A 25,332-nucleotide genomic window follows, 5' to 3' on the forward strand; every position below is an offset into this window, starting at 1 on the left:
GCAGGATGTTGAGTGTTTAAAAAATACCGCCACACCCTGATCATGAAAATGCTCCTTTCCGGTGGAGTCACCCTTCTCTTAAGTGTGATTCTCTGGACGAGCTTTAATGTGGTTTTCTTTAAAAAGAATGTCACCGGCAACATCCAATCCGATATTGCCATGCTTTCCGATACCGTCCTGCTCAGCCTGCATCACGCCATGATGCTCGACTCCAAGGAATTTATCCAGAACGACATCAACAACATCACCAGGCAAGGTGAAATCAAGTCCATCCGGGTCATTAACAAGAAAGGACAGATCATCTATTCAAATGATCCGGATGAAATTCTCAACATTATCGACATAAAAAGTCCGCCCTGCTGGAATTGCCACCATCTGGACAATCCTCCGGCAACCATGAGCCTCGAGCAGCGCACTAGGCTGAAAACCATCAATGGCAAAAAGTTCATGGGCATAATGACCCCCATCCCCAACTCCGAGGGGTGTGCTCCCGGCCCCTGCCATGTACATTCCAAAGACGAACAGTTACTCGGACTGCTGGACCTTGAGATTTCCACGGAGAAAAAGGACTCCATACTTACTACTTTTGAACAGGCGAACTTCGGCATAGCACTGATTGTTTTTATCGCCACCTTCGGAGCCCTGTTTATTTTTGCCTACAATTTCATTTTTCAACCGATCAGAACGCTGATCACCGCTACCCGAAAATTCGGTTCGGCTCAGGATTTTGTTGAAATCCAACTCGCCCAGACTGATGAAATAGGTACACTTGCCGATGCCTTTAACATGATGGGTAGACAGGTTCAGGAAAAACATCGGGCCCTTCTAGAACAAAAGGAAGAGTACCGTGACCTGTTCGACAACGTCCCCTGTCTGGTCTCTGTTGTTGACCTCAATTTCAAGGTAATCCGCCACAACAAGGCTTACGAAAAACATTTCGGCAAACCACGCGGCAGGCAGTGTTACCAGATCAACAAAGACCGGGACCGCAAGTGTGAAGAATGCCCGGTTGAAAGAACTTTCTTTGACCTGACCCCGCACATGAGTGAGGAATCCGGACTTTCTAAGGATGGCAAGCCCATTCACTGGATAGTTTATACCTCACCCATCAAGGACCGTGAAGGCAGAATTGTTGCTGCCATGGAAATGATGCTCGACATCACCCGGCGTAAGGAACTTGAAGAAAGCCTCGCAGCTTCTGAACAACGCTACCACGCCATCTTTGATTCCATTCCGCAGGCGGTGTTCGTGCTGAATGCAGAGAACCTGACCATCCTCAACTGCAATGATCCGGTTGAAGAGATATACGGATATTCGCGCGGTATGATTCTGGGAAGTTCTTTCCTAAAACTTTTCAGGGAAGAAGAACAAAATGACTACGAGCATTTGATCAAAGTAAGGAAAGAAATCGGCCCTTGCTCACATCTGACCAGGTCAGGCAATACAATTTACGCAATGCTCAGGATTTCTCCTGCTGAATTTGACGGCAACCGTACCCTGATCGTCACCTGCAGTGATGTTACGCAGAAACTTGAGGCTGAACAGCAACTGATTCAGGCCAGTAAAATGAGTACCCTTGGGGAAATGGCCTCCGGCGTTGCCCATGAACTTAACCAGCCACTGGCAATTCTCAAGACCATCAGCAATCTGCTCATGCGCAAGGTGACTCGAAACCAGCAGGTCGAACCCAAGGTTCTCAAGGAAATGGCGGAAGGCGTGGATACCCACGTAAACCGGGCCAGCAAGATCATTGAACACATGCGCGAGTTCGGCCGCAAATCAGATATGAAAACCATGCCCGTTCAGGTCAACGATGTGCTCAGGCGTGGATTCGATTTCTTCAGCAGGCAACTTACCCTGCGTAATATCAGTGTGGAATGGAACCTCAACAGCCACCTTCCCATAATCAAAGCTGATTCCAACCGTCTTGAACAGGTGGTCATCAATCTGCTTATCAATGCCCGCGATGCAATCGAAGAACGTTGGAAAGACAGCGTTCCCCTTGCCGACAACAAAAAGATTTACATAACCACTGACTTTACTGACAAACATATAATCATCGAAATCTGTGATACCGGACCGGGTATACCGGACCCCATTCAGACCCGTCTTTTCGAGCCCTTCTTCACCACCAAAGACGTTGGTAAAGGGACCGGACTCGGCCTTTCCATATCCTACGGAATAATCAAGGATTACAATGGAACAATCTCCGCTTCGACTAAAGAAGACCTCGGAGCATGCTTCACTATCACATTCCCGCGTGGTGATCTTGACGAAGAATAGTCAGCTTGGACAGTAATCTATTCACCAGCCAACCGGCTTGCCTTGAACGCATCATTTACCTGTCGGGACATGGCTAAAAAACTCATCCTACATCAGTACCATCATAGACTTCAACTCGATTGCGACCTTTCGACTTAGCTTTGAATAAGGCTTCATCAGCTCTGCGTATAACCATTTCAAAATTATCTCCCGCAAAATCAACAGCAACGCCTATACTTACGGTCAGCTGGGGAATACCATCACTATCAAGAGAACCTTCTTCAACAGTTCTACGCATCCTTTCAGCCACCTCAATGGCTTCTACTAATCCTGTATCGTGGAGTACAGCCAAAAACTCTTCTCCACCGAACCGTCCAAAAACATCCGAGGAACGCAAAACTCTGGAACAAAGACTTGAAAAGGAACTTAGCGAGCGATCCCCAACTTCATGACCGTATTTGTCATTAATTGCCTTGAAATGGTCAATATCCAATACCAGCACGGAAAGATTGCACGAACTCCTATGATGAGCGGCAAGCATCTGCTGTCCAAGTTCCATAACATGTCTTCTATTGCTGACCCCGGTAAGATAATCTTTGGTAGCCATAAAATATAACTGTTCTTCATGTTCTTTAATATTCCCGGCTTCCCGCTTAAGAACTACCATACAAATACCGCTGGCAATGAGATAAAATAAACAGACCACCAAAGTAAGGAACGGCAAGATTTCGCGGCTGGGGTAAACCTTGTCCCAAACAACGCATCCGATTAAGCTGTTTTCTTGATCTCGTATCTGAAGGCTATGGTCACAATCTTTAAATTCATAACTAAAATCAAGACGATTCAATCTGTATTTTTCTCCGATCTTTTTGATATAATCAGCATCCATCCTCTTTCCGAAAACCAAGTAGCTGGCAGGCAAACGAACCTGTTTTGTTTTTTCATTTATAAATGGACCAACACTTACAAGATAAAAATCATCCTCAATAACAATATAGCCGCTAACTACTTTAGTTGGTAAAGAACTTTGCGGTACTTTTTTTAAAAGTAAATTAACTTCTGGAACAAGAAGCTGTGCATACTTACTTATATCTTTCTTGTCTGCAGCATCTACATAAGTAAAAGCCCCGGTAGAATCTACAGCCAAGCTAAAAGCAACATCCTGCTGACTAAATATATAGTCTCCTGTGTTGAGATAAATCCATTCGCTATTAACTTGTTCGATACAATTCTCATAGGCTTCATCCCAAAATGTATACTCTTCTAATATTTCTTGCTGAATACTAGCTTCAACATCTAACGCAACCATTACTCTTTGGCGCATATTTTCAGCAGCTAAATCATCCAATGATTTAAAATAAAAAAAGAAAACCAACAGGAGACCTACAAAGCTAAAAGCAAGAACCATTACAATGGCCTTACGTATTAATTTACCTTCATAGAACTTACGCATAAATCACCTATTCATATATACAGATTTCAATTTTTAGTCTGAATAGAATTAATAGTTATACATTGAAATCTTATCACTTTTATAACACTGTGGCAAAAAAAACAGCCCCAAAAATAAAGCCGCTTGCATATCAAAATACTATGCATTTTACTTTCGAATAAATTGACTTCCGTCAATTAGAAACAAGAAACAACCGTAATTATAATTATAAACAATACTCAGTTATCGAAACACAACAAACAAAGAAAAGCCGCACAAAGAAGATCTTTGCATGGCTTATTCGTTATGATGCCGAACAGGAATGAAACCTACCGCATCAGCAGTAAAATATTTAATATATTACAAACTGTTACAGCACAACTATGTCATTTACTTTCCAAACGGGCACTTGGGAAAAGTACAAACGCGACAATTAAGACAAAGTCCGCCCTCAGCTAATCGAGCAAGGTCTTGGCGGGTGACCGTCTGTCCAGCAAGGATGCGCGGCAGTAGCAAATCAAAACTTGTAGTCTTGTAGAATAAAGCGCAGGCCGGAACTCCCATAATGTCCGCATTAGCGATCTTACCCACTAAAAGCATCGTCCCGGGTAACGCGGGAACTCCAAACAAGGCATCCTCCAACCCTGCATCAATCAGACCGGCACGGGTTGCATCATCAGGGTCAACGGAAAGCCCTGCTGTGGTTACAATCAGATCAGTACCCTGCTTCAAAAGTTCATTTACACCATTTGAAATAGCATCCTTATCATCAGGAACAATCACGCTTGCAACAACTTCGCACCCCAAGCCGTGTACCTTTCCACTGATAATGGGGATAAATTTATCTTCAATAAGACCTTGAAAAACCTCAGTTCCGGTGACCAGAATCCCAACGTTGGCCTTTCTCATCGGAATGACGGAAAAAAGCGGTCCTTCATCAAGTACAGATAGCGCATTACGGAAAACGGTTTCGGAAATATGGAGGGGAATAGCCCTTGTACCGGCAACAGGCTTACCCTCATCAACAAGAATATCTCCCTGACGGCAGGTACACATCACGTCCGGCAGCATATTGAAACGTTCAAGAATGTCACGATTGATTGAAAAATGACCGGAGTAAGCTGCGCAAAAACTGATCTTCCCTTCCTCAGGCGGTGTCTTGAAAACAATTCCATCTCCGGCCATACGCTCGGCAAAAGCCTGCGCGGCATCATTCTCATGAACCATGTTGCCGGCAACACTCTCGTCCTGAATATAAAGACGATTACGCCCCATCTGCTGCAAACGGCAGACATCCCCTGCAGTAATTTCCTGTCCGGCCTTGAATTCCGGGCCCTTAGAAACTCCCGCCACAATACGGGTCATGTCGTGCAACGCGTTTTTCCCAACGGCGTCTTCCACATCTACAGCAACGATACAGTCCTCACGAACCAAATCGCGAGAAGCACCTACATAAGGCACTTCCCCCTGACAACCACGACAGATAGCCCCGTCACTGAGCGGATAAGCTTCCTTGCATGATGGGCAGATGGCGATATCGCGCATATGCTTATGTCCCATAAAATCGGATAAAATCCGAACCGGGGCAATAGAACAAAGTGAATGTCCGGCCTCGCAGATCTCAGCGAAAAGCTTATCAGTATCCTGATCGTTCTTGGGCTTAAGCTTCAGGAACCAAGCCTTGATTTCCGGCCAGTTTTCCAGCTTTTCGGTATCAATATGGATGCGTATACCTTCCCCGGTATACTTGTCGTAAAGAGAGAGAGCGTAACGCCCCAGCTTGATCACTTTCATCCAGCCGTTTCCATATGAACAGAGGGTCAGAAGCTGAACCGCATCAGGCAAGCATTTACCGGTTTCCACTACTGCATCAAAGAGTGTATCTGCGGGCAAATGCCGCTTAGCTTCCTCCACCATATAGCCGCCAATAAGCAAACCGGGAGCAGGATATCCGTGAAATTTACGGGCAACTTCTTTGAACTCTTCAAAAGTATACGGTCCAATATTCATAGATCTGGCTGTCCTTTTAAATTAGGCTGTGCTTTTTTACGTATCTTACCAATACGTTATCTATTCCATATAATTCGTCATGACAGCTACAAACTTGTCCATTGCTTCTACCGGATCTTCACCGCTTTCGATGGCCTCGGCATAACATTTAAGCATGTAACGTTTCATAATAAGCTTGCTTGAAGATTTAAGGGCGGAACGCGCAGCCTTGACCTGTGTTAAAATGTCGCTGCATTCCTTACCCCCTTCAATCATCCCCTGAATTCCCCTGATCTGCCCTTCAATGCGCTTCATGCGCTTGAGAACATCAATTTTAATTTTTTCCTGTTCTGCTGCGGAGTCTGGCATATCATGCTCCTTGATCTTGTATGTGTATGAGAGATTAAGTAGAGTCCCCGGATGACTGAAAAAAACACCAACACACCAATGTCCGAAGACGAAAACCTTGATCAGGTCTGCCTGCTCAACTGTATTGAGCTATGCGCCATTATCTTTCGGGGAATTGACCCCGAAGAATGTGCAGCTCTTCTGGATGAAGGCCTGCCCGCACTGGCTACACTTTCATCGGAATCGCTGCAATCCCTTTCAAGGCCACTAAAAAATCTCGAAAATTCCTACCCGGACGTCACCGACACTTTTTGCGACGAGCTTGAGTCCGAATACGTACGGTTGTTCATCAACAGTAGGGACGGGATTGTAGCCCCGCTTTATGAATCATGTTACGAACCGGGCTCCGGCAGAGTTATGGGCGAGTCCCATGTTGCCATGAGCAAGCTTCTTGAAGAAGCAGGGCTTACCCCCACCGGGGAGCAGGCTTCAGAACCCATGGACCATCTTTGCATTGAGCTGGAATACCTTTACGTGCTGCTGGCCAACGGCTGGGGCGGAAACGATGATGATTCCCTCAAGCAGGCCAGCGCATTTGCCGCCCAAAAAAAAGTCTGGGTCCGCAAATTCAGTGAAAAGCTGACCAACAGCGACACCATGAAATTTTACGTTGCAGCATCAGAACTGCTGGTTTCCATGCTGGAAGAAATTACTTCCTCCTGACACATTTTCGTCCGGGTTTTCCGCTAAGGGCATCGTTGATTCTTTTAACCAGCGGTGCCGGTCCGGAAACCAGATCATTACAGACAAACATTACTACAAAAACTCTCTCTTCCTTTTTAAGCATGAATACCGCAGGAAGGTGCTCCCCTTCTCTTAAAGCCTCACTGTGTTCCACGGGATCAGCAAGCATGGGAATCCCGGCATTGTTGATCTTGTGGAAACGTATGGCTTCGCGACGGTTCATACCGAACCCGATAGTAACAAACAGCATATCCGGGGTGCAGCATTCCAATTCCCTGCGCGCAGCATCAACACTGAGAACTGCCTGTGCGTTCTCAGCGTGCCCCTCTTCCACCAGCAGGAGCAGGAAGTATTTAGCATCGAGTGATGCCAGATTCAGGTCGGTCTTTCCTTTGCCCACCCCCAAATAAGCACGTTCTTCAGCATTGCCGGAGAAAGCAAAATTCATATCCGGTAATATTTTGAGTTCTGCCGTCTGTTTTTCCGGTGGATGATCCCCCACCCAACCAAACCAGCCCGGAGCATAGCGGTAAATATTTGTATAGCCAAGGCGCGCTGCACGGCGAGCCGCAATGGAACTGCGCAGTCACCTGAAGCTGCGGCAATAGATAATTACCGGACGGTTAAGATCCGTACCAAACAACTCCCGTAACTGCTTTTCTCTTTCCGTGGAAAAATACTGATCTTCACCAAGTTCAAATTCCATGTTCAAGGCACCGGGAATATGCCCGCTTTCAAACTCATATTCCGCCCGTACATCCAGCAGCATAATTCCGGGAACTTCCTTTAATTTCTCTTCAACTCCCGTTCCGTCCAACAGCTTATAGCCATAATGGTCTGCTTCCTTCTGCGCATCATTCCACCAAATTGGGCTATCTTGTTCCGCCCGAACCTGCACACTCGAAAGCATAATCAGGAACAGAAAGAACGTTGTGATGGAAATCCGCATCCGGATCATTACTACTCCCGAAGTTAAAAGGGCCGAGACCTAAGTCCCGGCCCTGCTTACTGATTACTTTTTGAGTGTATGAATGGTGAAGGAACCGTCCTTATGGAAATCGGTTTCAGCTTCAAGGTAATATACTTTCTTAATATCAGGACGCATGTCCAAGGTCATGTAGTAAGCTTCACCGCTGCGTGCTCCGGTTGAGCAGACAAACACGATGGGCTTGTCAGCGGGGAGAGTCTTAATTTTCTTCTCAAGCATGTCCACCGACATATTCACTGCACTGGGAATATGCCCCTGTGCATATTCATCCGCATCACGGACGTCGACAAGCATAATGGAATTCGGGGTTTCAGCTACAATCTTTTTGAACTGCTCAATATCAATGCTGCCCTCTTCGCCGCCGGACTTAACTTCAACTGCACCGGATGCGCCGAACATTTTTTTCCAGCCGGGATATCCGGCTTCGGCAACATGCACATTTTTATAGCCGATACCCATGGCACGGATGGCAGACTTATGGCTCAGCTTGCACTTGTAGCCGCCGCAGAAGTAGATAAGCTTGGTATTTTTCTTATCCGCGGGTAGCAGACCGGTGCGCTTAGCCCACTTTGAATCGGGAATGGAGATAGCTGAAGGGATGGAACCAGCCAGAAACTTGTTTGTAGGACGGGCATCGATCAGCATGTATGGATCGCCGTTTGCCATCATTTCGGCAACGGTTTCAAGGCCGATACCACCGTAGCGACCGGACTTCATCCAGCCGGGGTACCCGTAGGGATATACTTTTACATTTTTATAGCCCAGCTTTACAGCTTTTTTAGCAGACTTATGACTCAGTTTACATTTCAAGCCCTGACAATAAAAAATGAGCAGGGTGTTTTTGTCCTTGGGCAGCTTGTCCGTCATTTCATCAAACTTGGAATCCGGGATGGATACCGCAGTAGGAATGTACCCGAGGATGTATTTACCCTTGTAAGGACGTGAGTCAATTATCATCACGCCTTCAGGTTTGGGCATTTTGGCGTACTTGGCAATAAAGTCGGTATCGACCAAGTCCTTGTACATCCAGTCCTGCATCTGACTCTTGGGAACAACGTCCTTAGCCATGGCCGGTGCGGCGATGAACGCCATACACAGAACCAGTACCGCTACTTTGAAAAACTTAATTTTCCTCATGTAATTCTCCCTTTGCTCTTTTATTATGGTGCGCTGCGCGCTTTCTTCTAAATGTCAGACGAAGGATTGTCCTTCACCCGTTCGTACCAGAGCTTATGGTGATGCTTGGCGTAATCCTCCGGCACGTGTCCGGTAAACATGGAACGGAATCCGGGCTTTTCTTCGGGTGATATGGCTGCCATGTAGATGTGGACCAGCAGGCCTGCGAAAACCAGACCTACGGCAAGATAATGCAGGGTGATGGACCAGCTTACCAAGGCCATGTGCTCCGCACCGAGAGTCCGGTCGGACAGGAACATTATGATTCCGGTCACAACGATAACAATACCACCCACAACAGAGGCCTGTGCAAAAGCCTTCTGGCCCATATTGTAGTATCCCTGATCGGGCAGTTCGGAATTTTTGCCCAGCAATTTAGGTCCGGCGGTCATAAGGATCATCTTGCGGATCATCCAAGTTATGTCCCGGACCGGATCAACCATGAAGATTTCCTTCAAAAAAAATATAGCTCCCCTGAAATTGATCAGCATGTACAAAATCAGACCGCCGGCCCAGATAAGGCCGAGGGTGACATGAATGGTCAGCAGATTCCCGCCTCCGCCCACCAGTGAACGCATAAAGGCCGGATAACCGGAACCAAGCGGATCAATTTCCGGATTACCGAAAAGCCCCAGTCCGGTTACCAGCAACAGGAACCAGCAGGCCGCGTTGAACCAGTGAATAAAGATGTCCGAGCGGTCATGCCGCTTGTATTGTCTCTGAGTCATTAGGCATCACCTCCCTTATTCCGGGAGTCGTCATGTTCATTGGACCCGACCAGAAGCTGACGGCCCAGCATGACCGCCACTCCGATTCCAGAAAGGCCGACCACAGTCTTGACCACAGGGTTGACCATGATGGTCAGTACATCCATGGCTGAAGGCATCTTCGCTTCCACAGGCCATTCCAGCGGAGCGGTTTCGCCGAGATAGATCATGTTCGGTTTGGTGTCCGACTTGGCATTGATCACGCGGACCAACTTGCCCTTGTTTTCCTGAAGCAGTCTGTAGGCTTCGGAATCGGGATCGTTTATATCGCCGAAGATCCGGGCCTTGGTGGGACAGGTATCCACACAGGCCGGGAGCAATCCCTGCGCACGGCGATCAGCACAGAAGTCGCACTTATCGGCTTTACGGGTAATCTCGTTACGGAACCGGGCATTATACGGACAGGCGGGGATGCAGTTACCGCAACCTATGCACAATGAAGCATCGATGCGCACAGTGCCGTCTGTTTTGTCTTTAAATGTTGCCCCGGTGGGACAGGCCTGAACACAGGTGGGATTATCGCAATGCATACAGCCGCCGGGCTGGAAATGGGTCTTCAGTTTGCCGGAAGAAAAGTCCGGAACCGATGCCTTGATCCAGTTACGCCACTGACCTTCGGGCACATCATTAGCGACTTTGCAGGAAGCCATGCAGCCCTTGCAATCTATGCACTTTGACGAATCGATGACCATTGCGAGTTGTACAGTCTTACTCATGAGGCCACCTTCCTTGTTACGGACACAAATGTTTCATGCATCGCAGCATTACCGCAGATTTCATCGTACCCCTCTTCAAGTACCGCAGCCATGCTGGCTCCTTCACCGTAGATGAGACTAAGCTGCGGAGACAAGGCTCCGAAACCGGAGAGCATATAAACTGTATCTTCTCGAATGCCGTCGGTGATTTCAACCTTGAGTGCACCCTTGCCCACGGCACTTGAGACCTCCACGGTATCACCGGGGGTGATGCCCAGCCTCTCGGCTGCCTTGGTATTCAACCAAAGGGTGTTGGGTCCGGTTATCTGATGCAGCACAGAGTTATTCTGCGACGAAGTCTGAGTGACAGAGGCGCTGCGCCCGATAACCATGCGGAACCTGTTCTTAGGCGGCTTGGACGGCGGAGTGTAGACCGGAAGAGGGTCCACGCCCATCTTTTCGTAGCGCTGGTTATAAAGTTCAACCTTCTTGCTCAGCGTTTTGTAAACACGGTCCTCGTAAATGCCGTAAACCTTACTGGGGTTATAGTAGACCCCGTCCTTCTTGAAGGCTTCAGCTGCTCCGGGCAGTTCACGCAACTGCTGTTTACGATATTCCTCAATAGTAAAATCAAAGTATTCTCCTAGCTCCAGATAACTTGGGGCAGGCAACACGAGATCAGCCATCCATGCGGTATCACTCATAGCAATGTCCACTACGGTCATGAATTCCATGGACTTGCACATCTCGATGGTCTTAGCCCGGTTGGGTGCGGTCCCCATGGGATTGGTCTTGTATACGAACCATCCTTTAATGGGATACGGCTTGCCTTCAAGTACTGCGTCGCGGGTGATGACAAATGAACCGTCATGTTCGAACAGCATGGGCACCTTATGGGCATCAATGCGGTCATCCGGATTGTCATCATACCACGGGGCATCATAGGGAACGCCTTTGAGTCCCACTTCTCGTGCAGCCAGCAGTCCGCCGGGCTGGTCCCAGTTTCCGAGCAGGCCGTTCACAATGGCGAAACTGCGGCGGACCTGAGTGGAATTCTTGTAGTCTGATGTTCGGCGGCCGGGATAGATCATGGAAGCCGGAGCTGCGGCAGCAAGATCACGGGCTATGAGGGCGATATCCTGCGCCGGGATTCCGCACTCTTCGGCGGCAAAACGGGGATCATATTTCTGCACATGTTCGCGAAGCTGATCAATGCCGTAGGTCTTCTCGGCAATCCACTTCTTGTCATATAGTTCTTCATTAATGATGACATGCGCCAGTGCGAGCATGAAGACCATATCCGTACCGGGCTGGATGGGATACCATTCATCTGCCAATGCTGCGGTCTTGGTATAACGCGGGTCGAGCACCACAAGTTTGGCACCCTTCTGCATGGCAGTCATCAGATCGATGGAGTCAGGTGTGACCAATGCTTCAAAGCGGTTGGCCCCGGCCATGATGATATATTTGCTGTTGAGGACGTCAGCGAAAGGAACTTCGCCAAAGGTATCAAGAAAAGCACGGCTTCCGCTTAGCAGACAGAGGGATTCGTGGGAAGTCACGTTGTATGATCCGTAGACTTCGGCAAAACGGCCCACAAATGTGGACTGCAGATCTGATCCGGCAGTAAATAGATGCCCACAGGGGGTATACTTCTGCCGGATGTCCTGCATCTTCTCCGCCATCATGTCGATGGCTTCATTCCACGGAATGCGTTGCCACTTGCCCTCACCGCGCTCGCCCTTTCTTAAAAGGGGATACTTGAGGCGGTCAGGGGCATACATTTGTGCCACTCCAGCATTACCGCGAGCACAGAGCATACCTCTGGATTTCAAAAATTTAGGGTTGGGATCAAGCTTCTTGACCACGCCGTCCTGTACACGGGCGATGCAGCCACACTTGTTGAACACATATCACAGGCCGAAAAGGCCGATTCCCATTTACCCGAGGATTTGGTTACCTGTGCGGACGCCGCTTCGAGTCCGCCCAGTGCGGGGACACTCCCGGCTGCGGCAGCGGCCAGCATCCCGGAGGCCTTAAAAAAGTCACGACGGGAAAGCCTGGTCTTGTCTTTAGCCACTTCCACCTCCATGTTGATCAAGTGGAAAGGAGTATAGATTAGTGCGACGGAATCAGGCATTCCGCCGCACATAAAAATACGCTAATTACACACACTAGCTGCACTTGGCCGGGGACGGGGAATCCTTGGCGTAGTCATGCAGGTAGGTGAAAATATCGTTAATGTCTTTTTCTTGTACTTTTTTCCAATCAGAGGAACACGGAATCTTGGAAGTATCATAGAAAATGTCAGTCCACTCTGCCTGAGTCTTGTTGCTGGGACTCAAATCTGATGCAGTTGCGCCGTGACACGAACGGCAGTGTTTACGATACAGGAATTTACCCTTACGAGCATTACCGCCACCGAAAGCAGTAGCCATGCTGGCTATGGACAGTACCATGAGAACACAGATCAGGGTGCCTATTACCTTGCGATTCATTAGAAACATCCAAAAATTATTTTCTTAACCCATAACATCCCATCACCTTTTTTGAATGCAAAGAGACATATTTATCCAACTCTTCGACTTTAACATACCCATACGGGGTATGTGTGTCACCAATAACTCGCACGACAACACATAGCCCCATTCTATGTATAAAAATGAGCGCTATTCTAAAGCTCTCCCCCTACTAATTAAGGGACAACGGCAAAAATTTCGAATTTTAAGGCTACCCTGCTTATAGCAATTCTATCTCGTAGAAGATTTGTTTTTTACTAAGATGATTACATGAAGCATTTACAGCTAATTCCAGGCAAAACTCAAATTAGAAGCACCCTATATTGTGAAATAATTCTCAAAATTTGAATAAAAAACAGATATAAAACAGCTCGTTATTGTTACATATTGTGAATTATGAAAAGAAGTACCCGAAAAACGTAAAAGCATTGTCCTAGCACTGTGCAGATGCTATATTCGTACGATTATCAATTATCGCTAACGGAGATGAAGCATGAAATTAAATACAAAATTAATCCTGCCACAACTTTTCGTTGTTGTTTTGCTAGGCTGTGTAAGCTTCTACATTATAGATAAATCATTCACTCAACTCAAAGAGATGTACGTAGAATCTAAAGTAAGCAATGCATTTACCTCAGTAAAAAACAGCATCAACGACTCTGCAAAGGCTGCACAACATCTTGCGGCATTATTTTCACAAAGGCCGGATGTAGTTGAAGCATTTAAAGTAGCTCATTCCGGAAACATTGATAACGAGCGCTCGCCCGAATCACAAACTGCTCGCGAACACCTCAGAAATGAACTGCAAGCAGAGCTTAAGGGATATCAAAAATTAGAGAATGAGAAGTTACGACTTCATTTCCATTTGCCCAACGGAAGGAGCCTTGTACGGCTGTGGCGCGAAAAACAAGCAAAGAGAAACGGAGAATGGGTAGATATATCCGACGATATCTCAAGTTTTCGCCAGACAGTTTTAGACGTCAACCAGAACGGTAAAGCCGTTGGCGGAATTGAACTTGGACGAGGCGGTTTCGCCATCAGAGGCCTTGTCCCCGTTAAAGACGTATCAGGCAATACGCTCGGCTCTGTAGAAGTTTTGAAGAGTTTCGAACCTGTTTTAAAAGGTGTTGAAAACGCAGGTATTTCAACCATGCTTTTCATGAATAAAGATTTATTGAACACATCAACTTCGTTAAAGGACGAATCCAAGTATCCGGTCATTAACGACTATGTACTGGTCAGTGCTACTGACAAGACAAAATATACCGATCTGCTGAAGAAAGAAATGTTAGACGAAGGACGGACCAAGCAGATCATTAAAAACATGGACAACATAGCAATAGCTACATTGCCCATAACTGATTACCGAGGAAAACAGGTTGGCATTCTCATAGGAGTCTTAAACATCGAAAAACTGGCTGTGCTCTCAAGCAACGCGAACACTTGGCTATTAATTTGCCTTGCCGCCATCTTGGTTATCCCGCTGATATTCATTTACTTCAGCCTGTCCATTCAGGTGCTTAAACCTGTGCAAGCCATCTCCGGCAAGATTAATGACATTAACGAAGATCGGGCTGACCTTGGCAGCACAATGGAAATCAGATTTAATGACGAAATCGGAAACCTGTGCAGCTTGTTCAACACCATGCTCGGGAAGCTGTCAGAAATGGTCAACAACATGCAGGTATATGTCGATGTCGTAAATGCCGTACCTGATCCCATTTTCGTAGTTGATAAAAATTTCAAGCTCTTGCTGGCAAACCAAGCTGTAGAGAATTTTGCCGGTTTAGGAAGAGATGAAATCAAAAAAAGCAAATGCTCAAACATTTTCAAGACCCAAATATGCTCAACAGAAAAATGTCCTATAGAAAAAAGCATGCGAAGCGGGCAGGAAAGTGAAGCGGAAATACTGTTGCTCACAGACAGGCAAGGCAACAAAATATACATACAGCCTGTCGCAACCCCGCTTAAGAACGCAAATGGCGAGACTTTTGGCTATCTGGAAGTAGCCAGAAACGTCAGTGATCTTGTTGCAAAAGAAAACGCGATTAACATCCAGCTTGAAAAAATCAACAAGGTTAATAATTCTACAAAAGAAGCATCATCAAAAGTATCCAGCAGTTGCAACGACTTGGAACTGGAGATGAAAACAGTTGATAAATCAGTTGTCAGCCAGCAAAAGATCCTCTCTGAAACTGTCACCGCTATGAGCCAAATGAATGCGAGCGTACTTGATGTTGCCGAGAATGCGGGCCGGGCTTCAGAAAAATCTCAGGAGACTCGCGACCGGGCTGAGAATGGAGCAGAAACGGTACTGAACGCAACCGCAGCCATTACCAAGGTTAGACATCAAACCGAAATCATGAGCGAAATCATGGGTAAGATGGAAGATCGAGCTGAAAGTATAGGATCTGTTCTTAGCGTAATTAACGATATTGCGGATCAAACGAACCTGCTTGCTCTAAACGCTGCAATCGAAGCAGCCAGAGCAGGAGAGGCAGGACGAGGGTTTGCCGTAGTTGCCGACGAGGTACGCAAACTGGCAGAAAAAACAGTAGATGCTACCAAAGAAGTTGAAACAGTAATTACTGAGCTACGTAACCAGACAAGCAAATCAAAAACCATAACAGATGAAACAAGGACACTAGCTGTAAAAGCAGCTGAGTATGCTGAAGAATCAGGCAAACAGTTAAAGGACATCGTAACCTTCGTTCAGGAATCTACGACGGACATAACAAACATTGCCGCTGCAGTTGAAGAACAATCTGCAAGTTCAGAGGAAATTAACCGCTCCATAGGCGACGTAAACAACCTTGCCAGCGCAATAAGTGAAAGAGTCCAGATTTCAACAAGAGCCCTAAATAATCTTGTCCAACTTGCTGAGGAACTTGAAAGCATCTCTGGAAAATAGAACACCTTCCTAGCTATCCCCAAAAGCAGCCAACCTATACCGGGTTGACTGCTTTTTCATTTTGTAAGGTGTAATGACTTCTATCATTCATCGCGGAGAACAACACAAATATCGGCCAAAAAGGTTAACTCGCTTGTTTGAGTTAACCTTTTATACTTATTCGCCTTAAAATTTAAGATGCAGAATAAAGATGGATCGCAGTTAATTACCATCAGCAAATCTCCTTCAATTTCATATTGTTAAATAATCATGAAAATTGAAGGGTATCCTGATTGGTTTGATTTGGTCACTGGGGTGGGTTGATTATCTTTCGATTTTTTTGGTGATTCTGTGGATCAGATGGTGGTGTGTTTTGTGGTGGAGTTTGGTTCGTTGCTAGTGCTTCGATTCTTCGGTTGACCGAATCTGGTGGCGATGACGTGCTGTAAATTTAACCAAGCTGAATATATAAAAAAAGCCGGGAAATACCGGCTTTATATCAATTAATATCTATTTAGGGTTTATTCTAATACGTCACAAAAATGTTTCGCCATCAAAAACAGCCAAGGAATCTGACTCCTCTGCAAAATCGCAACATTATAATCTTGAGGTATTGTTTCTGTTGAAACAATTGAACCAAGGTCAGAGATAATATAGGCATACTCTCTGTCATCAATCTCACCGGGCAAAATACAAGCACGTATCAAAGCAGTAAAAACTTCAACAAAGCAAAATTCTCCACCAAGATGATGCCACCAATCTAGCCCAACTCTGACTGAGACATCAACTTCAACATTACCATCATTAAATTGGCAATCCCAACGTTGATCAGGAGAAATCGTCATCGAATCAGAATTCTTCTCATTTATATTTCTAAGAATGTGCCAATCTTTTTTATTAGAAATCTTTTTAGTTCCGTACAGCACACCATATGTAAAGTCTATTTTACTTGCATCTCCATCATTTGCCCATTCAGAATAGTTATTAATGATAGCATCAGCAAAGTTTTCACTCATTTCATCGTTTAAACAACGAGGTCCACTTTTCAAGGTAACTAATTTTAATGTTTCACCATCATTCTTTTTACCATCCAAAGCAGAGTTTACTGAATGCATCTCACTCTCAACACATTCCCACCCATAAATGGGAAGAGCAACTTGCTCCACCATCCTACCAGCAGATGTTTCCATTGATGAAAACTGCTTGGCTGGCAAAAGGTCATTTTCAATATCACTAATTCTAGAATAACCACGTTGTTTTGCATGCATCAACAGAACATATGGACTAGTATTAAATTTTTGTAATGTTGCATTATTTTGTGGCAATGCATCAAGGTGAATATCAATTCTAGCTCTAAAATCATTTTCCATTGCCAAAATTCTATCCCTTGACTCTTGAGAACCATCAACAGTCCCCAATTGAGACAATATATCACTCTTCCGAAGAGTCATTGGCATAGGTCGAGGAAGTCCTCTATGTCCGCGTGCCATATTAAAGCGCCTTTACTTTTTTAAAAGTTCTTGGAGCACTATAACTGCATTCATCATTAGCCCCTTTTCCATTCCAAACAACCACCTTACCGTCTTTAAACCATTTGCGAGTGCGAATATGTGATTGAACATATACTATACGAGGATCACAAGAGCTAGTAGAAACTTCCTTCAGACTATCTTTATCAATCTTGTCTAATTGAGAAGCCAAGACATTGCCAGCAACCTCTCCCAATCGGGTAGGGACTGCATTGCCTATCTGGGTATATTTTTCACTTGTTTTTCCTGCAAACTCCCATTCATCTGGGAATTCCTGAACTCTTGCATATTCACGGACAGACAAAGCACGTGTCTCTATAGGATGACATAATGAAGTACTGGCATGATTAGGCATAGTTATTAATGTCGGAGAAGGAAGTTCAAAAGTCAATCTTCGCCACCATCCAGACCTACCTCCCTTAGCATACCAAGCTTTTTTCATAGACTCTTTTTGAATCTCTTCGGGTAAACTGCGCCAGTTTGCACCGGGCGGCACAAGTGACAAAAACTCTTTCTTCCTAGGACTAAAATCTAAAACTTCAGGTTCTTCTTCATTCAAATCGGAGATAGCATCACCAAGAGTTTTCCAAGGCATTAAAGATTTTTCAGAGTTAAACAAGGAAGCTTGCTCATTTTTACTCTTAACCTCCTGACCATGAGTGGGACTGGGAAAATTAACTTCCAAATCATACTTATTGCCAAAGAAAAGAACCCTCTCCCGAATTTGAGGAGCGCCATAGTTGACAGAATTGACTTCAAAAATATCTAAGCGATAGCCAATCCCATTCATCTCAGATAAATCCTTCGCAAACAATCTAACAACTGATCCGGGCTCTTCCTCCATACTCAAAGGTGGGCCACCTTTATTAGGTCTGTCAGCAAGAGGACGATGTTTTAACGCAGCAGAGAGAAGTCCTCGCACGTTTTCCATAAGGAAAAACTTTGGTTTAATATATTTTACAAAACGCAAAAAATCCCACAGTAAAGTACCTCTAGGATCTTGAGTAGTCCTTCTTCTTCCTGCTGTACTAAAGGATTGACAAGGAGGGCCACCAACAACAACGTCAATATCATCTGGGTCAATACCATTCTCAGCAAGAACCTCTTCAGGATCCAACTTCGAAATATCAGCTTCAATAACAATTAAATCAGGTGGTAGATTCCCATTTTTCTTATTTTGCCGAATAGTATTGCAAAAAGCGTTTTCTTTTTCGATACATAAAATGGTTTCAAAGTATCCAGAAGCATCCAGCCCTATATCTAACCCCATTGCTCCAGAGAACAACGATAACACTTTATATTTTCTATCTTTATTATTCATCACAGCACAAAAATGTTAAAATAAAATTCGATTTTTAATATGTTTAAAAAAATAAACAAAACACTAATAGGGTACTAGCTACTCCAAGCTTTTTGGTCAAGCATCAACAATCTCAAAACAAATCACATTATAACAACAATCACCCCCCCCCATCACGGTTGGCACCAAAGGTTGGCAGCACACCAAATAAACCGCAAATAAACGCAGAAAAGGGTTAACCCAAATATTGAGTTAACCCTTTAATATTGTAGTACTTTTGTACTAGATGGTGACCCCGGCAGGAATCGAACCTGCGGCACCAGGATTAGGAATCCGTAAAGCGAAACTTTCCTACATTTTCATTTCTTTTCACACAGCAATAAATACAGACACTTATCATAAAAATGACCTTCTTGACTTTTCCAGCCTTTTCCCTCACTTTCCAACCATAGGTTGGAAATACGGTTGGAAAATATTTTCCGACAGCTAATAACAGAACTCTACCATTCTAACCTTGAATTTCTTTTCATGCAGGGAGCAAAGAGTCATGGCAAAACGCATCAAGACTACCTACCCCGGTATCTACTACCGCGAAGGCAAGCGAGCTGGAACCGGCAAAGCAATTGAAAAAATATATTACATTGTCTTCAAAAAGGACGGCAAAACACACGAAGAAAAAGTAGGCCGCCAATATCAGGATGACATGACACCTGCTCGTGCTGCCCGAATAAGGGCTGAGCGTATTGAGAACAAAAGAAAGTCACGAAAAGAAATCCGTGAAGAACAATCTCGTAAGGAAGCCGGAACTATAGGCAAACTATGGGAAGCTTTTTACGAAGCTAAACAGGCAAATAAAAGCATCAAAGACGATTACTATCGCTGGAAAGCATACCTTGAAAAAGAATTCGCTAAAAAAGAGCCACAAGAACTTGTTACGCTAGACATAGATAGGCTGAGGAGAAGTCTAACCAAAAAAGACTTGGCCCCTGCAACAGTCAAACAAGCCGTTGTCCTTCTCAAGCGCATTCTTAACTTTTCAGTACAGCGTGGCCTTTGTCCTGCTATCGATCCATCACGCCTACATTTTGAAATGCCCAAAGTAAACAATCTAAAGACCGAAGATCTCAGCAGTGAACAACTCAACTCTTTGCTCAAGGTTCTTCATGAATCGACCAACCGGCAAGTTGCCAACCTTATGCTAATGGCTCTTTACACAGGCATGCGCAGAGGAGAACTCTTCCGCTTGCAATGGAGCCATGTTGACTTCAAACGCAACTTCATTACCCTAAAAGATCCAAAAGGTGGAGTAGATCAGAAAATTCCACTTAATCAGGCAGCTCGTCAACTACTCGAAAATCACGAACGTACAGGTAGCGACTATGTTTTCCCTGGAGCGAAGGGAGGCGAGCGTAAGGATTGCCGTAGAGCAACTGCCATTATCAAAAAGGAAGCAGGCTTACCAAAAGACTTCCGCCCTATCCATGGCCTACGACACGTATACGCTTCCATGCTTGCCAGCTCTGGAAAGGTGGACTTATATACGCTGCAAAAGTTAATGACCCACAAGAGCTCAGCTATGACTCAGCGTTATGCTCATTTACGCGATGAAGCTTTACAACGGGCTTCCGATGTTGCCGGTAATATTTTCGACAACATTGGTAAAGAGGAGCCTAAAAAAGTACACTTTTTTAGCAAGAAACAATCTGAAAATAGTTAATTTTGACAACAGACTCAACCAAGTGTAAATGTACTGTAACGAGCCAATTGCGGATTAAACACCCCAATCAGGCCACCCCAACCGATTTTACAATCAGATTCTGATTTATTTCAGAACAAACCAACCTGCATGAAACTCTTCCTCAAGATTTAAAGAATTTTATCTTTAGACTACCCCCTTGCACGCGCTTAAGTGTGCATTGCTTAACCCATTTTCCCAACCTCAGGACGGCCCATACGGCCAGCATAAAACTCCTCACTAGTAGTCCCATGGCAGCTATTAGATGGATCTACAACAGCCCAAAAACTAATTTTGGGACGCCGCATTGATTTGGGAAAGCTGCACATCTCTAACACATCATAATTGCAGCTATATTTTGTAGACCTCTGTCCAGGAGAAATCTCATGCAACGGCTATATACTGAAATTGAACTGGCTAAAATGACAAGCTTATCCCTCTCTAAAATCAGAAAAGATCGACATTTCGGAACAGGATTTCCTTATGTCAAAATAGGATCAAGCATTCGTTACAGGCAAGAAGACATTTTGGCCTACCTTGAAGCCAAAACGATTATCCCAATAAATCATACGAGATAAAAAATTAGCCCCTTTTGATCCATGTCAAGAGGGGCTAATTTTTATAATTATAACGGAAGAGATTTAACTCGCTCCTGGATAAAACCAGTGTGGCTGACCTTGATGAAGCACAACAGGATGCATGAGCTTCTCGCCATTCTCATACTTGCAACTGTAAAATTTCCCTGCTGGTGGGAGATATATGAAAAATTCAGTAGGCAACTTTTTGCTCAGACTTACCCAGAAATCATATGTGGCAAAATGAAATGGAACAGGCTTCTTAACATAAGAATTAAAGAAAGTAGTTGGCTGCCTATAATAGCACCATCCTCCAATGCTTGCGCTTCCTTCCCAAAGCTTTTCCTTGCCAAGAATCTCAGGAGCAACTTTCTTTTGGGGAAATTTATCCTCTCTTGAACTAACGCCAATTTGGCAATAATTTTGCATTGTTCCATTCATCCCTAGCTTATACACGAGCGGAGTGAAGCCTTCGCCTATTTCTTCCTTGCTGGCCTGAGGATCAAATCCTTGAAACAGTCCTCGCTCACCAACTTCCTTGCGAACAACTTCCAAATAATTAGCTATAAGCCAGCTATTAACTTCTTCTGCCGTCTGATCACCATGCCCCTCCTTCCAAATAAATACCTGAGGGTATTGAAAATCATATGTTTTGGTACCTGACCAAAAGAAAAAAGACAAAAGCCCTGCACTCAGGTTGGTAAATCCAGGAGGAGGAGTGGAAGCACTCAAAAGCCCTGCTACAGAAGGGCTAACAATTGCAGCTTGAGAGTCCACTCTAGCTGTTGCATTGGCAGATTTCTTATATAATTCAGAATATCTTCGTAAGTACTGTCTAAATTCATACTCATCAGCAAATCTGGATTGTTTACACACCCTGTAGGCATAGGTCTCTTCATATCCATATATACGCTTTTCACATCCAGTATTCAAAAACACGATGCAAACCAAAACAATCAAAACAAACATTCTTTTATCCATATAAACAAAACCCACCATCATTTAAATAATGCTTTGCAAACCCAATTCACTTATTACTGTGCAACTTGTATATCTATGAATTCATAACAGCAATCAGAAAATCGACACCCACGACACTCATCAATGTGAACAATATCCAAGTGCAATGGACATTGTAACTTCTCTCTTAAAAACACCACTTGATCACTATTTACCCCATCATCATTCAATTCGGAGGACGAACCTACTTGAGCCCCCTGTAATTCATATGCGAATTTTGCTTCTATATAGCTAGCCATTTTCCTTAAAACTTGAACAATAAAAACTAGAACACTAGTATTCATCACAACATCCTCTCTTGACTAAAAAAATTTAATCAAAACAACGATAAGTATTGTCTGTAAAATAAGCATAAATGAGAACCACCGAATGAAAGACCACCTGGCCGAATTCACTGTAGACTTAACGCTATTCAGTTCATCGTAAGTGTTAGAATCGGCAACCTGACAACTGGCTTTATCGGCAATGCTCTTCTCATTCATTTTAAACATTATCTCCTATAGTTAAATCCGATAATTTCTCTAGTATCCCTCCGGGCAACATATTTTCCGCAGCTGCGACAAATCAACAAATCAGCATTATATGATCTGTTATAATAGACTTGGCTACTACATTGGGGACAAAAAATCTTACCCTGAGCATTTTTAACATTCTTATCCAATGGTATTCTTTGATATCGTATAAAACTAGAAACAATTCCAACTGTGACTACAAGGAAAAACAATCCCATTGCTAAAGGGAAATACATTTCTGGCTCAACCCCTGTGTAAATATATATAAACTTTTCAACAGGATTCAACCGACTCAAAAATAAAGGTGACATACATTCCTCCGCAAAATTTAATTTAGCGCACACAATACCATAAGGATAACCTTTGTAAATATCAGTACAAAGTCTTTGTAGGACATTGAGCACCACCTCAGTCTTTTACGCTGGGCATAAAGAAAAGGCCTCCGAATTTCATCGGAGGCCTTCATAGTCAATTTTATTCTTAGTGGATCAGACTAGCGAACATGTATATTCATCATAAATATAACCACACTATCCTTGCTTTGACAGACCATAATGATAATATCCATGTACCGCAGAGAACAAAGGATCGGGCTCAATTATCAATTCAGAACTAGGAAAAATACGACGTACTATATCTTCATAGTATACAACTCCCCCCCCTGTGAGGACCACTATATCAACAGGGTTCTCACTCATTCTAAGTCTATTTAAAATAGTATCGTATATCTCTGTGGACATCTTTTCCGTTGCTCGCTTAATATAACTATCCAATTTATGTTTTTTACCAAAACAAAAGACATAGTTTCTTCCTTTCCGCAACGCCGCCTCAATTTCTGCAATTGGAAGAGCCATTCGACAGTCTTTATACAGTAATTTAGATACTTCTTCTAAAACCATGGAAACGGCAAGCATCGAGCTGCCTGAAGTCGACTCTATAATTTTACCTTTATGAAAGAGGGCCCAATCTAGTGAATAAAAACCAGCGTCAAAGACAAGTACAGACGACAAAAACCTATCCATACTATTCCTTAAAATAGAATTAAAATAACTCCCGAACGGCTGGGCAACGACATGCACATCATCTACTTCTATCTTTACATTAGGAGCAACGTGATGGACGCCTGTCATCATCTTAGTAAGCTGCTTAACCTGCGTCCCTTCAAGATATTCAGACATAGTCACACCAGTGACCAAACAATCTATCTTTGAATACCCAGATTGAATAAGCCCCGCATAAAATAATGCCAGATATTGATCTGACTCAATATACCACCTATGGAGGGCCCGTGTCTCAGTCTGCATAGGCTCAATACCAGCTATATGTGAGATCCCCCCGATGTTTACACAAAAAGGAGGGTCATGCTCCTCTTTCGCTTTAATATTACAAGAATGCCCCTCTTTTACCCCGGCAGGGAAAATGCAACTTTTAAATTTATCTCCTTGTCCGTAAGCCACTCTGAAATTGCTATAGCCTATGTCTAGTGCAACTACATTTTTTTTCATAACAATCCCTCCGGTTAAGGTTAATTAACGGCAAATCTGCCAACCAAATAGAAAGGAGATGTTAACAGCTCAAAGAGTGGACTTTTTCCTGAATTAGGGGCTTATTTGGCCCTAATTCAGTTTTTTGGAGAGAGGATGTCGAGACAAAGACACAAATCTTAAAGTCAGCAAAGGCAAAAACAGCCTGAATTTCCGGACAAACGTCATATTTCAAATCAATTTCAATATAAAAAACACTTACAACCCTATGTTCTCATATTTTCACTGAAGCCCTTTTGTCACCGGCTTTGATTGAATCGCACGGCCTAACATATTTTTTCACCATTTTTTACCGAATAAACCCACTTTTATGCCTTTATTTCGATACCTTTGAACCAACACCAGCATTGGCTATACCTCCAAACCAACAAGAATGAATCAGCATATTCAACTCCGTTTTCGGGTCACATTACCCCTCAGAATCTCTTTTGAGCCTTTTTTAGACATCATACCCAGCAAGACAGCAAAGACACACGATAGCCCCTCAAGCAAATCAAATGAGGAGTAGGGATTATAATTTGTCTGACTTCCTAAGGATTCAGAGTGCATGTCATACTGATCTGAATATAAACTCGTATCGGCTTCCAATTTCAACACCATTACGACCAATTCATTTTGCCAATATTTTAACGCGATGATTGTAAACTAATTTTTACGCAGATTCTGCGCGTATTTCAATTTTCACTACCAATCTTAAAAACGAACTACTCCTACTCTTCATTTTCGCTAATATTGCTCAAGCTGATTTTTATAGCCGTTTACCATATTTCTGCCTCTGTGGTAAATGGAATGAATTTACCATATAGAGCCTATTAAAATTCCATAGATAAATACCCAACTTCTCAAAATCCACATAGTTTACCATATATATGGTAAACTCATAGACACATTTTAAACTGCATATTTAGGCATCTCTATATGGTAAACAAGTACAGTTTACCATAATATATGGCATAATGATCTTTTTTAGAACTATGCATAACCCTCCAGGTAGATTAATTTTATTTAGCCATAAATCATGTTATTTTTTACAAATAAACTTACCATATATTATATGGTAAATTCACAAGAATTACATAGCCAATGCACGGACACAAAAAGCATCTATATGGTAAACCAACCTTATTTACCATATATTATATGGCTACAATCCTACCTATTTAAAATTCAGCCTTGCCCCACACTTTTCGGCAAACCTTTTTGCCTACAGCAATGTAAGCACACACCCACACCTTAATATTCACCAAGATATCCCAATCCACCACACCAACTTTTAAGAGTTCACTTCCGGTCCCAATCCGGTTATG

General features: G+C 43.9%; 19 protein-coding genes and 1 pseudogene. 5 read left to right on the forward strand and 15 right to left on the reverse strand.

Features of this window, described 5'->3' with window-relative positions; translation table 11 throughout:
• The first annotated feature begins 12 nt into the window (after window positions 1-12).
• Window positions 13-2,283, forward strand: a complete 2,271-nt coding sequence (locus tag ACKU40_RS08600) for a PAS domain S-box protein (protein ID WP_320176108.1) — start codon at window positions 13-15, stop codon at window positions 2,281-2,283.
• 82 nt (window positions 2,284-2,365) lie between these two features.
• Here ACKU40_RS08600 and ACKU40_RS08605 read toward each other — a convergent pair whose 3' ends face one another.
• From ACKU40_RS08605 to ACKU40_RS08615, 3 genes are all read right to left on the reverse strand, one after another.
• Complete coding sequence (locus tag ACKU40_RS08605; protein WP_320176109.1) at window positions 2,366-3,715, reverse strand: diguanylate cyclase; 1,350 nt, start codon at window positions 3,713-3,715, stop codon at window positions 2,366-2,368.
• A gap of 369 nt (window positions 3,716-4,084) precedes the next feature.
• Window positions 4,085-5,704 carry an FmdE family protein gene (locus ACKU40_RS08610; protein WP_320176110.1) on the reverse strand — a complete coding sequence of 540 codons (1,620 nt, stop codon included), beginning with the start codon at window positions 5,702-5,704 and terminating at the stop codon, window positions 4,085-4,087.
• A 60-nt stretch (window positions 5,705-5,764) separates the two neighbouring features.
• A complete protein-coding gene (locus tag ACKU40_RS08615) occupies window positions 5,765-6,052 on the reverse strand; it encodes a metal-sensitive transcriptional regulator (RefSeq protein WP_320176111.1) in 288 nt (95 codons plus the stop codon).
• A 51-nt stretch (window positions 6,053-6,103) separates the two neighbouring features.
• Between ACKU40_RS08615 and ACKU40_RS08620 the strand changes: the two genes are divergently transcribed.
• Complete coding sequence (locus ACKU40_RS08620) at window positions 6,104-6,754, forward strand: molecular chaperone TorD family protein (protein ID WP_320176112.1); 651 nt, start codon at window positions 6,104-6,106, stop codon at window positions 6,752-6,754.
• On the opposite strand, the gene ACKU40_RS08625 is transcribed toward ACKU40_RS08620, so the two are convergent.
• From ACKU40_RS08625 to ACKU40_RS08650, 6 genes and pseudogenes are all read right to left on the reverse strand, one after another.
• Window positions 6,741-7,733, reverse strand: coding sequence for a rhodanese-like domain-containing protein (locus ACKU40_RS08625; protein ID WP_320176113.1), 993 nt, complete (start codon window positions 7,731-7,733; stop codon window positions 6,741-6,743). The genes ACKU40_RS08620 and ACKU40_RS08625 overlap by 14 nt on opposite strands.
• Window positions 7,734-7,787: 54 nt before the next feature.
• Window positions 7,788-8,900: a rhodanese-like domain-containing protein gene (locus ACKU40_RS08630; RefSeq protein WP_320176114.1), complete on the reverse strand. Its 1,113-nt coding sequence runs from the start codon at window positions 8,898-8,900 to the stop codon at window positions 7,788-7,790.
• A 47-nt stretch (window positions 8,901-8,947) separates the two neighbouring features.
• On the reverse strand, window positions 8,948-9,667 hold the full coding sequence (locus tag ACKU40_RS08635) for a cytochrome b/b6 domain-containing protein (protein WP_320176115.1): 720 nt from the start codon (window positions 9,665-9,667) through the stop codon (window positions 8,948-8,950).
• Complete coding sequence (locus tag ACKU40_RS08640) at window positions 9,667-10,422, reverse strand: 4Fe-4S dicluster domain-containing protein (RefSeq protein WP_320176116.1); 756 nt, start codon at window positions 10,420-10,422, stop codon at window positions 9,667-9,669. Before ACKU40_RS08640 ends, ACKU40_RS08635 begins: the two co-directional genes overlap by 1 nt.
• Window positions 10,419-12,493, reverse strand: a pseudogene (locus tag ACKU40_RS08645) (molybdopterin-dependent oxidoreductase). Before ACKU40_RS08645 ends, ACKU40_RS08640 begins: the two are co-directional and overlap by 4 nt.
• 82 nt (window positions 12,494-12,575) lie before the next feature.
• Window positions 12,576-12,899, reverse strand: a complete 324-nt coding sequence (locus ACKU40_RS08650; protein ID WP_320176117.1) for a cytochrome c — start codon at window positions 12,897-12,899, stop codon at window positions 12,576-12,578.
• Window positions 12,900-13,413: 514 nt separating this feature from the next.
• Here ACKU40_RS08650 and ACKU40_RS08655 point away from each other — a divergent pair.
• Window positions 13,414-15,831: a methyl-accepting chemotaxis protein gene (locus ACKU40_RS08655; RefSeq protein ID WP_320176118.1), complete on the forward strand. Its 2,418-nt coding sequence runs from the start codon at window positions 13,414-13,416 to the stop codon at window positions 15,829-15,831.
• Between the two features lie 500 nt (window positions 15,832-16,331).
• On the opposite strand, the gene ACKU40_RS08660 is transcribed toward ACKU40_RS08655, so the two are convergent.
• Both ACKU40_RS08660 and ACKU40_RS08665 read right to left on the reverse strand, forming a co-directional pair.
• The gene (locus ACKU40_RS08660) at window positions 16,332-17,300 is read right to left on the reverse strand and encodes a PmeII family type II restriction endonuclease (protein WP_320176119.1); all 969 of its coding nucleotides are present in this window, start codon (window positions 17,298-17,300) and stop codon (window positions 16,332-16,334) included.
• 1 nt (window position 17,301) lies between these two features.
• Complete coding sequence (locus ACKU40_RS08665) at window positions 17,302-18,660, reverse strand: DNA (cytosine-5-)-methyltransferase (protein WP_320176120.1); 1,359 nt, start codon at window positions 18,658-18,660, stop codon at window positions 17,302-17,304.
• A gap of 526 nt (window positions 18,661-19,186) precedes the next feature.
• On the opposite strand from ACKU40_RS08665, the gene ACKU40_RS08670 reads away from it, so the two are divergent.
• Both ACKU40_RS08670 and ACKU40_RS08675 read left to right on the forward strand, forming a co-directional pair.
• The gene (locus ACKU40_RS08670) at window positions 19,187-20,356 is read left to right on the forward strand and encodes a site-specific integrase (RefSeq protein WP_320176121.1); all 1,170 of its coding nucleotides are present in this window, start codon (window positions 19,187-19,189) and stop codon (window positions 20,354-20,356) included.
• 404 nt (window positions 20,357-20,760) lie between these two features.
• Window positions 20,761-20,952 (forward strand): helix-turn-helix domain-containing protein, encoded by a 192-nt coding sequence (locus ACKU40_RS08675; protein WP_320176122.1) that lies wholly within the window; start codon window positions 20,761-20,763, stop codon window positions 20,950-20,952.
• 63 nt (window positions 20,953-21,015) lie between these two features.
• Here ACKU40_RS08675 and ACKU40_RS08680 read toward each other — a convergent pair whose 3' ends face one another.
• The 4 genes from ACKU40_RS08680 to ACKU40_RS08695 form a co-directional block, all read right to left on the reverse strand.
• On the reverse strand, window positions 21,016-21,951 hold the full coding sequence (locus tag ACKU40_RS08680; protein ID WP_320176123.1) for a hypothetical protein: 936 nt from the start codon (window positions 21,949-21,951) through the stop codon (window positions 21,016-21,018).
• 32 nt (window positions 21,952-21,983) lie between these two features.
• On the reverse strand, window positions 21,984-22,253 hold the full coding sequence (locus ACKU40_RS08685; RefSeq protein ID WP_320176124.1) for a hypothetical protein: 270 nt from the start codon (window positions 22,251-22,253) through the stop codon (window positions 21,984-21,986).
• 206 nt (window positions 22,254-22,459) lie between these two features.
• On the reverse strand, window positions 22,460-22,792 hold the full coding sequence (locus ACKU40_RS08690; RefSeq protein ID WP_320176125.1) for a hypothetical protein: 333 nt from the start codon (window positions 22,790-22,792) through the stop codon (window positions 22,460-22,462).
• Between the two features lie 219 nt (window positions 22,793-23,011).
• On the reverse strand, window positions 23,012-23,986 hold the full coding sequence (locus tag ACKU40_RS08695) for a ParM/StbA family protein (RefSeq protein WP_320176126.1): 975 nt from the start codon (window positions 23,984-23,986) through the stop codon (window positions 23,012-23,014).
• Between the last annotated feature and the right edge of the window lie 1,346 nt (window positions 23,987-25,332).

Source organism: Maridesulfovibrio sp. (assembly GCF_963666665.1).
In the GTDB taxonomy this organism is placed as follows: domain Bacteria; phylum Desulfobacterota; class Desulfovibrionia; order Desulfovibrionales; family Desulfovibrionaceae; genus Maridesulfovibrio.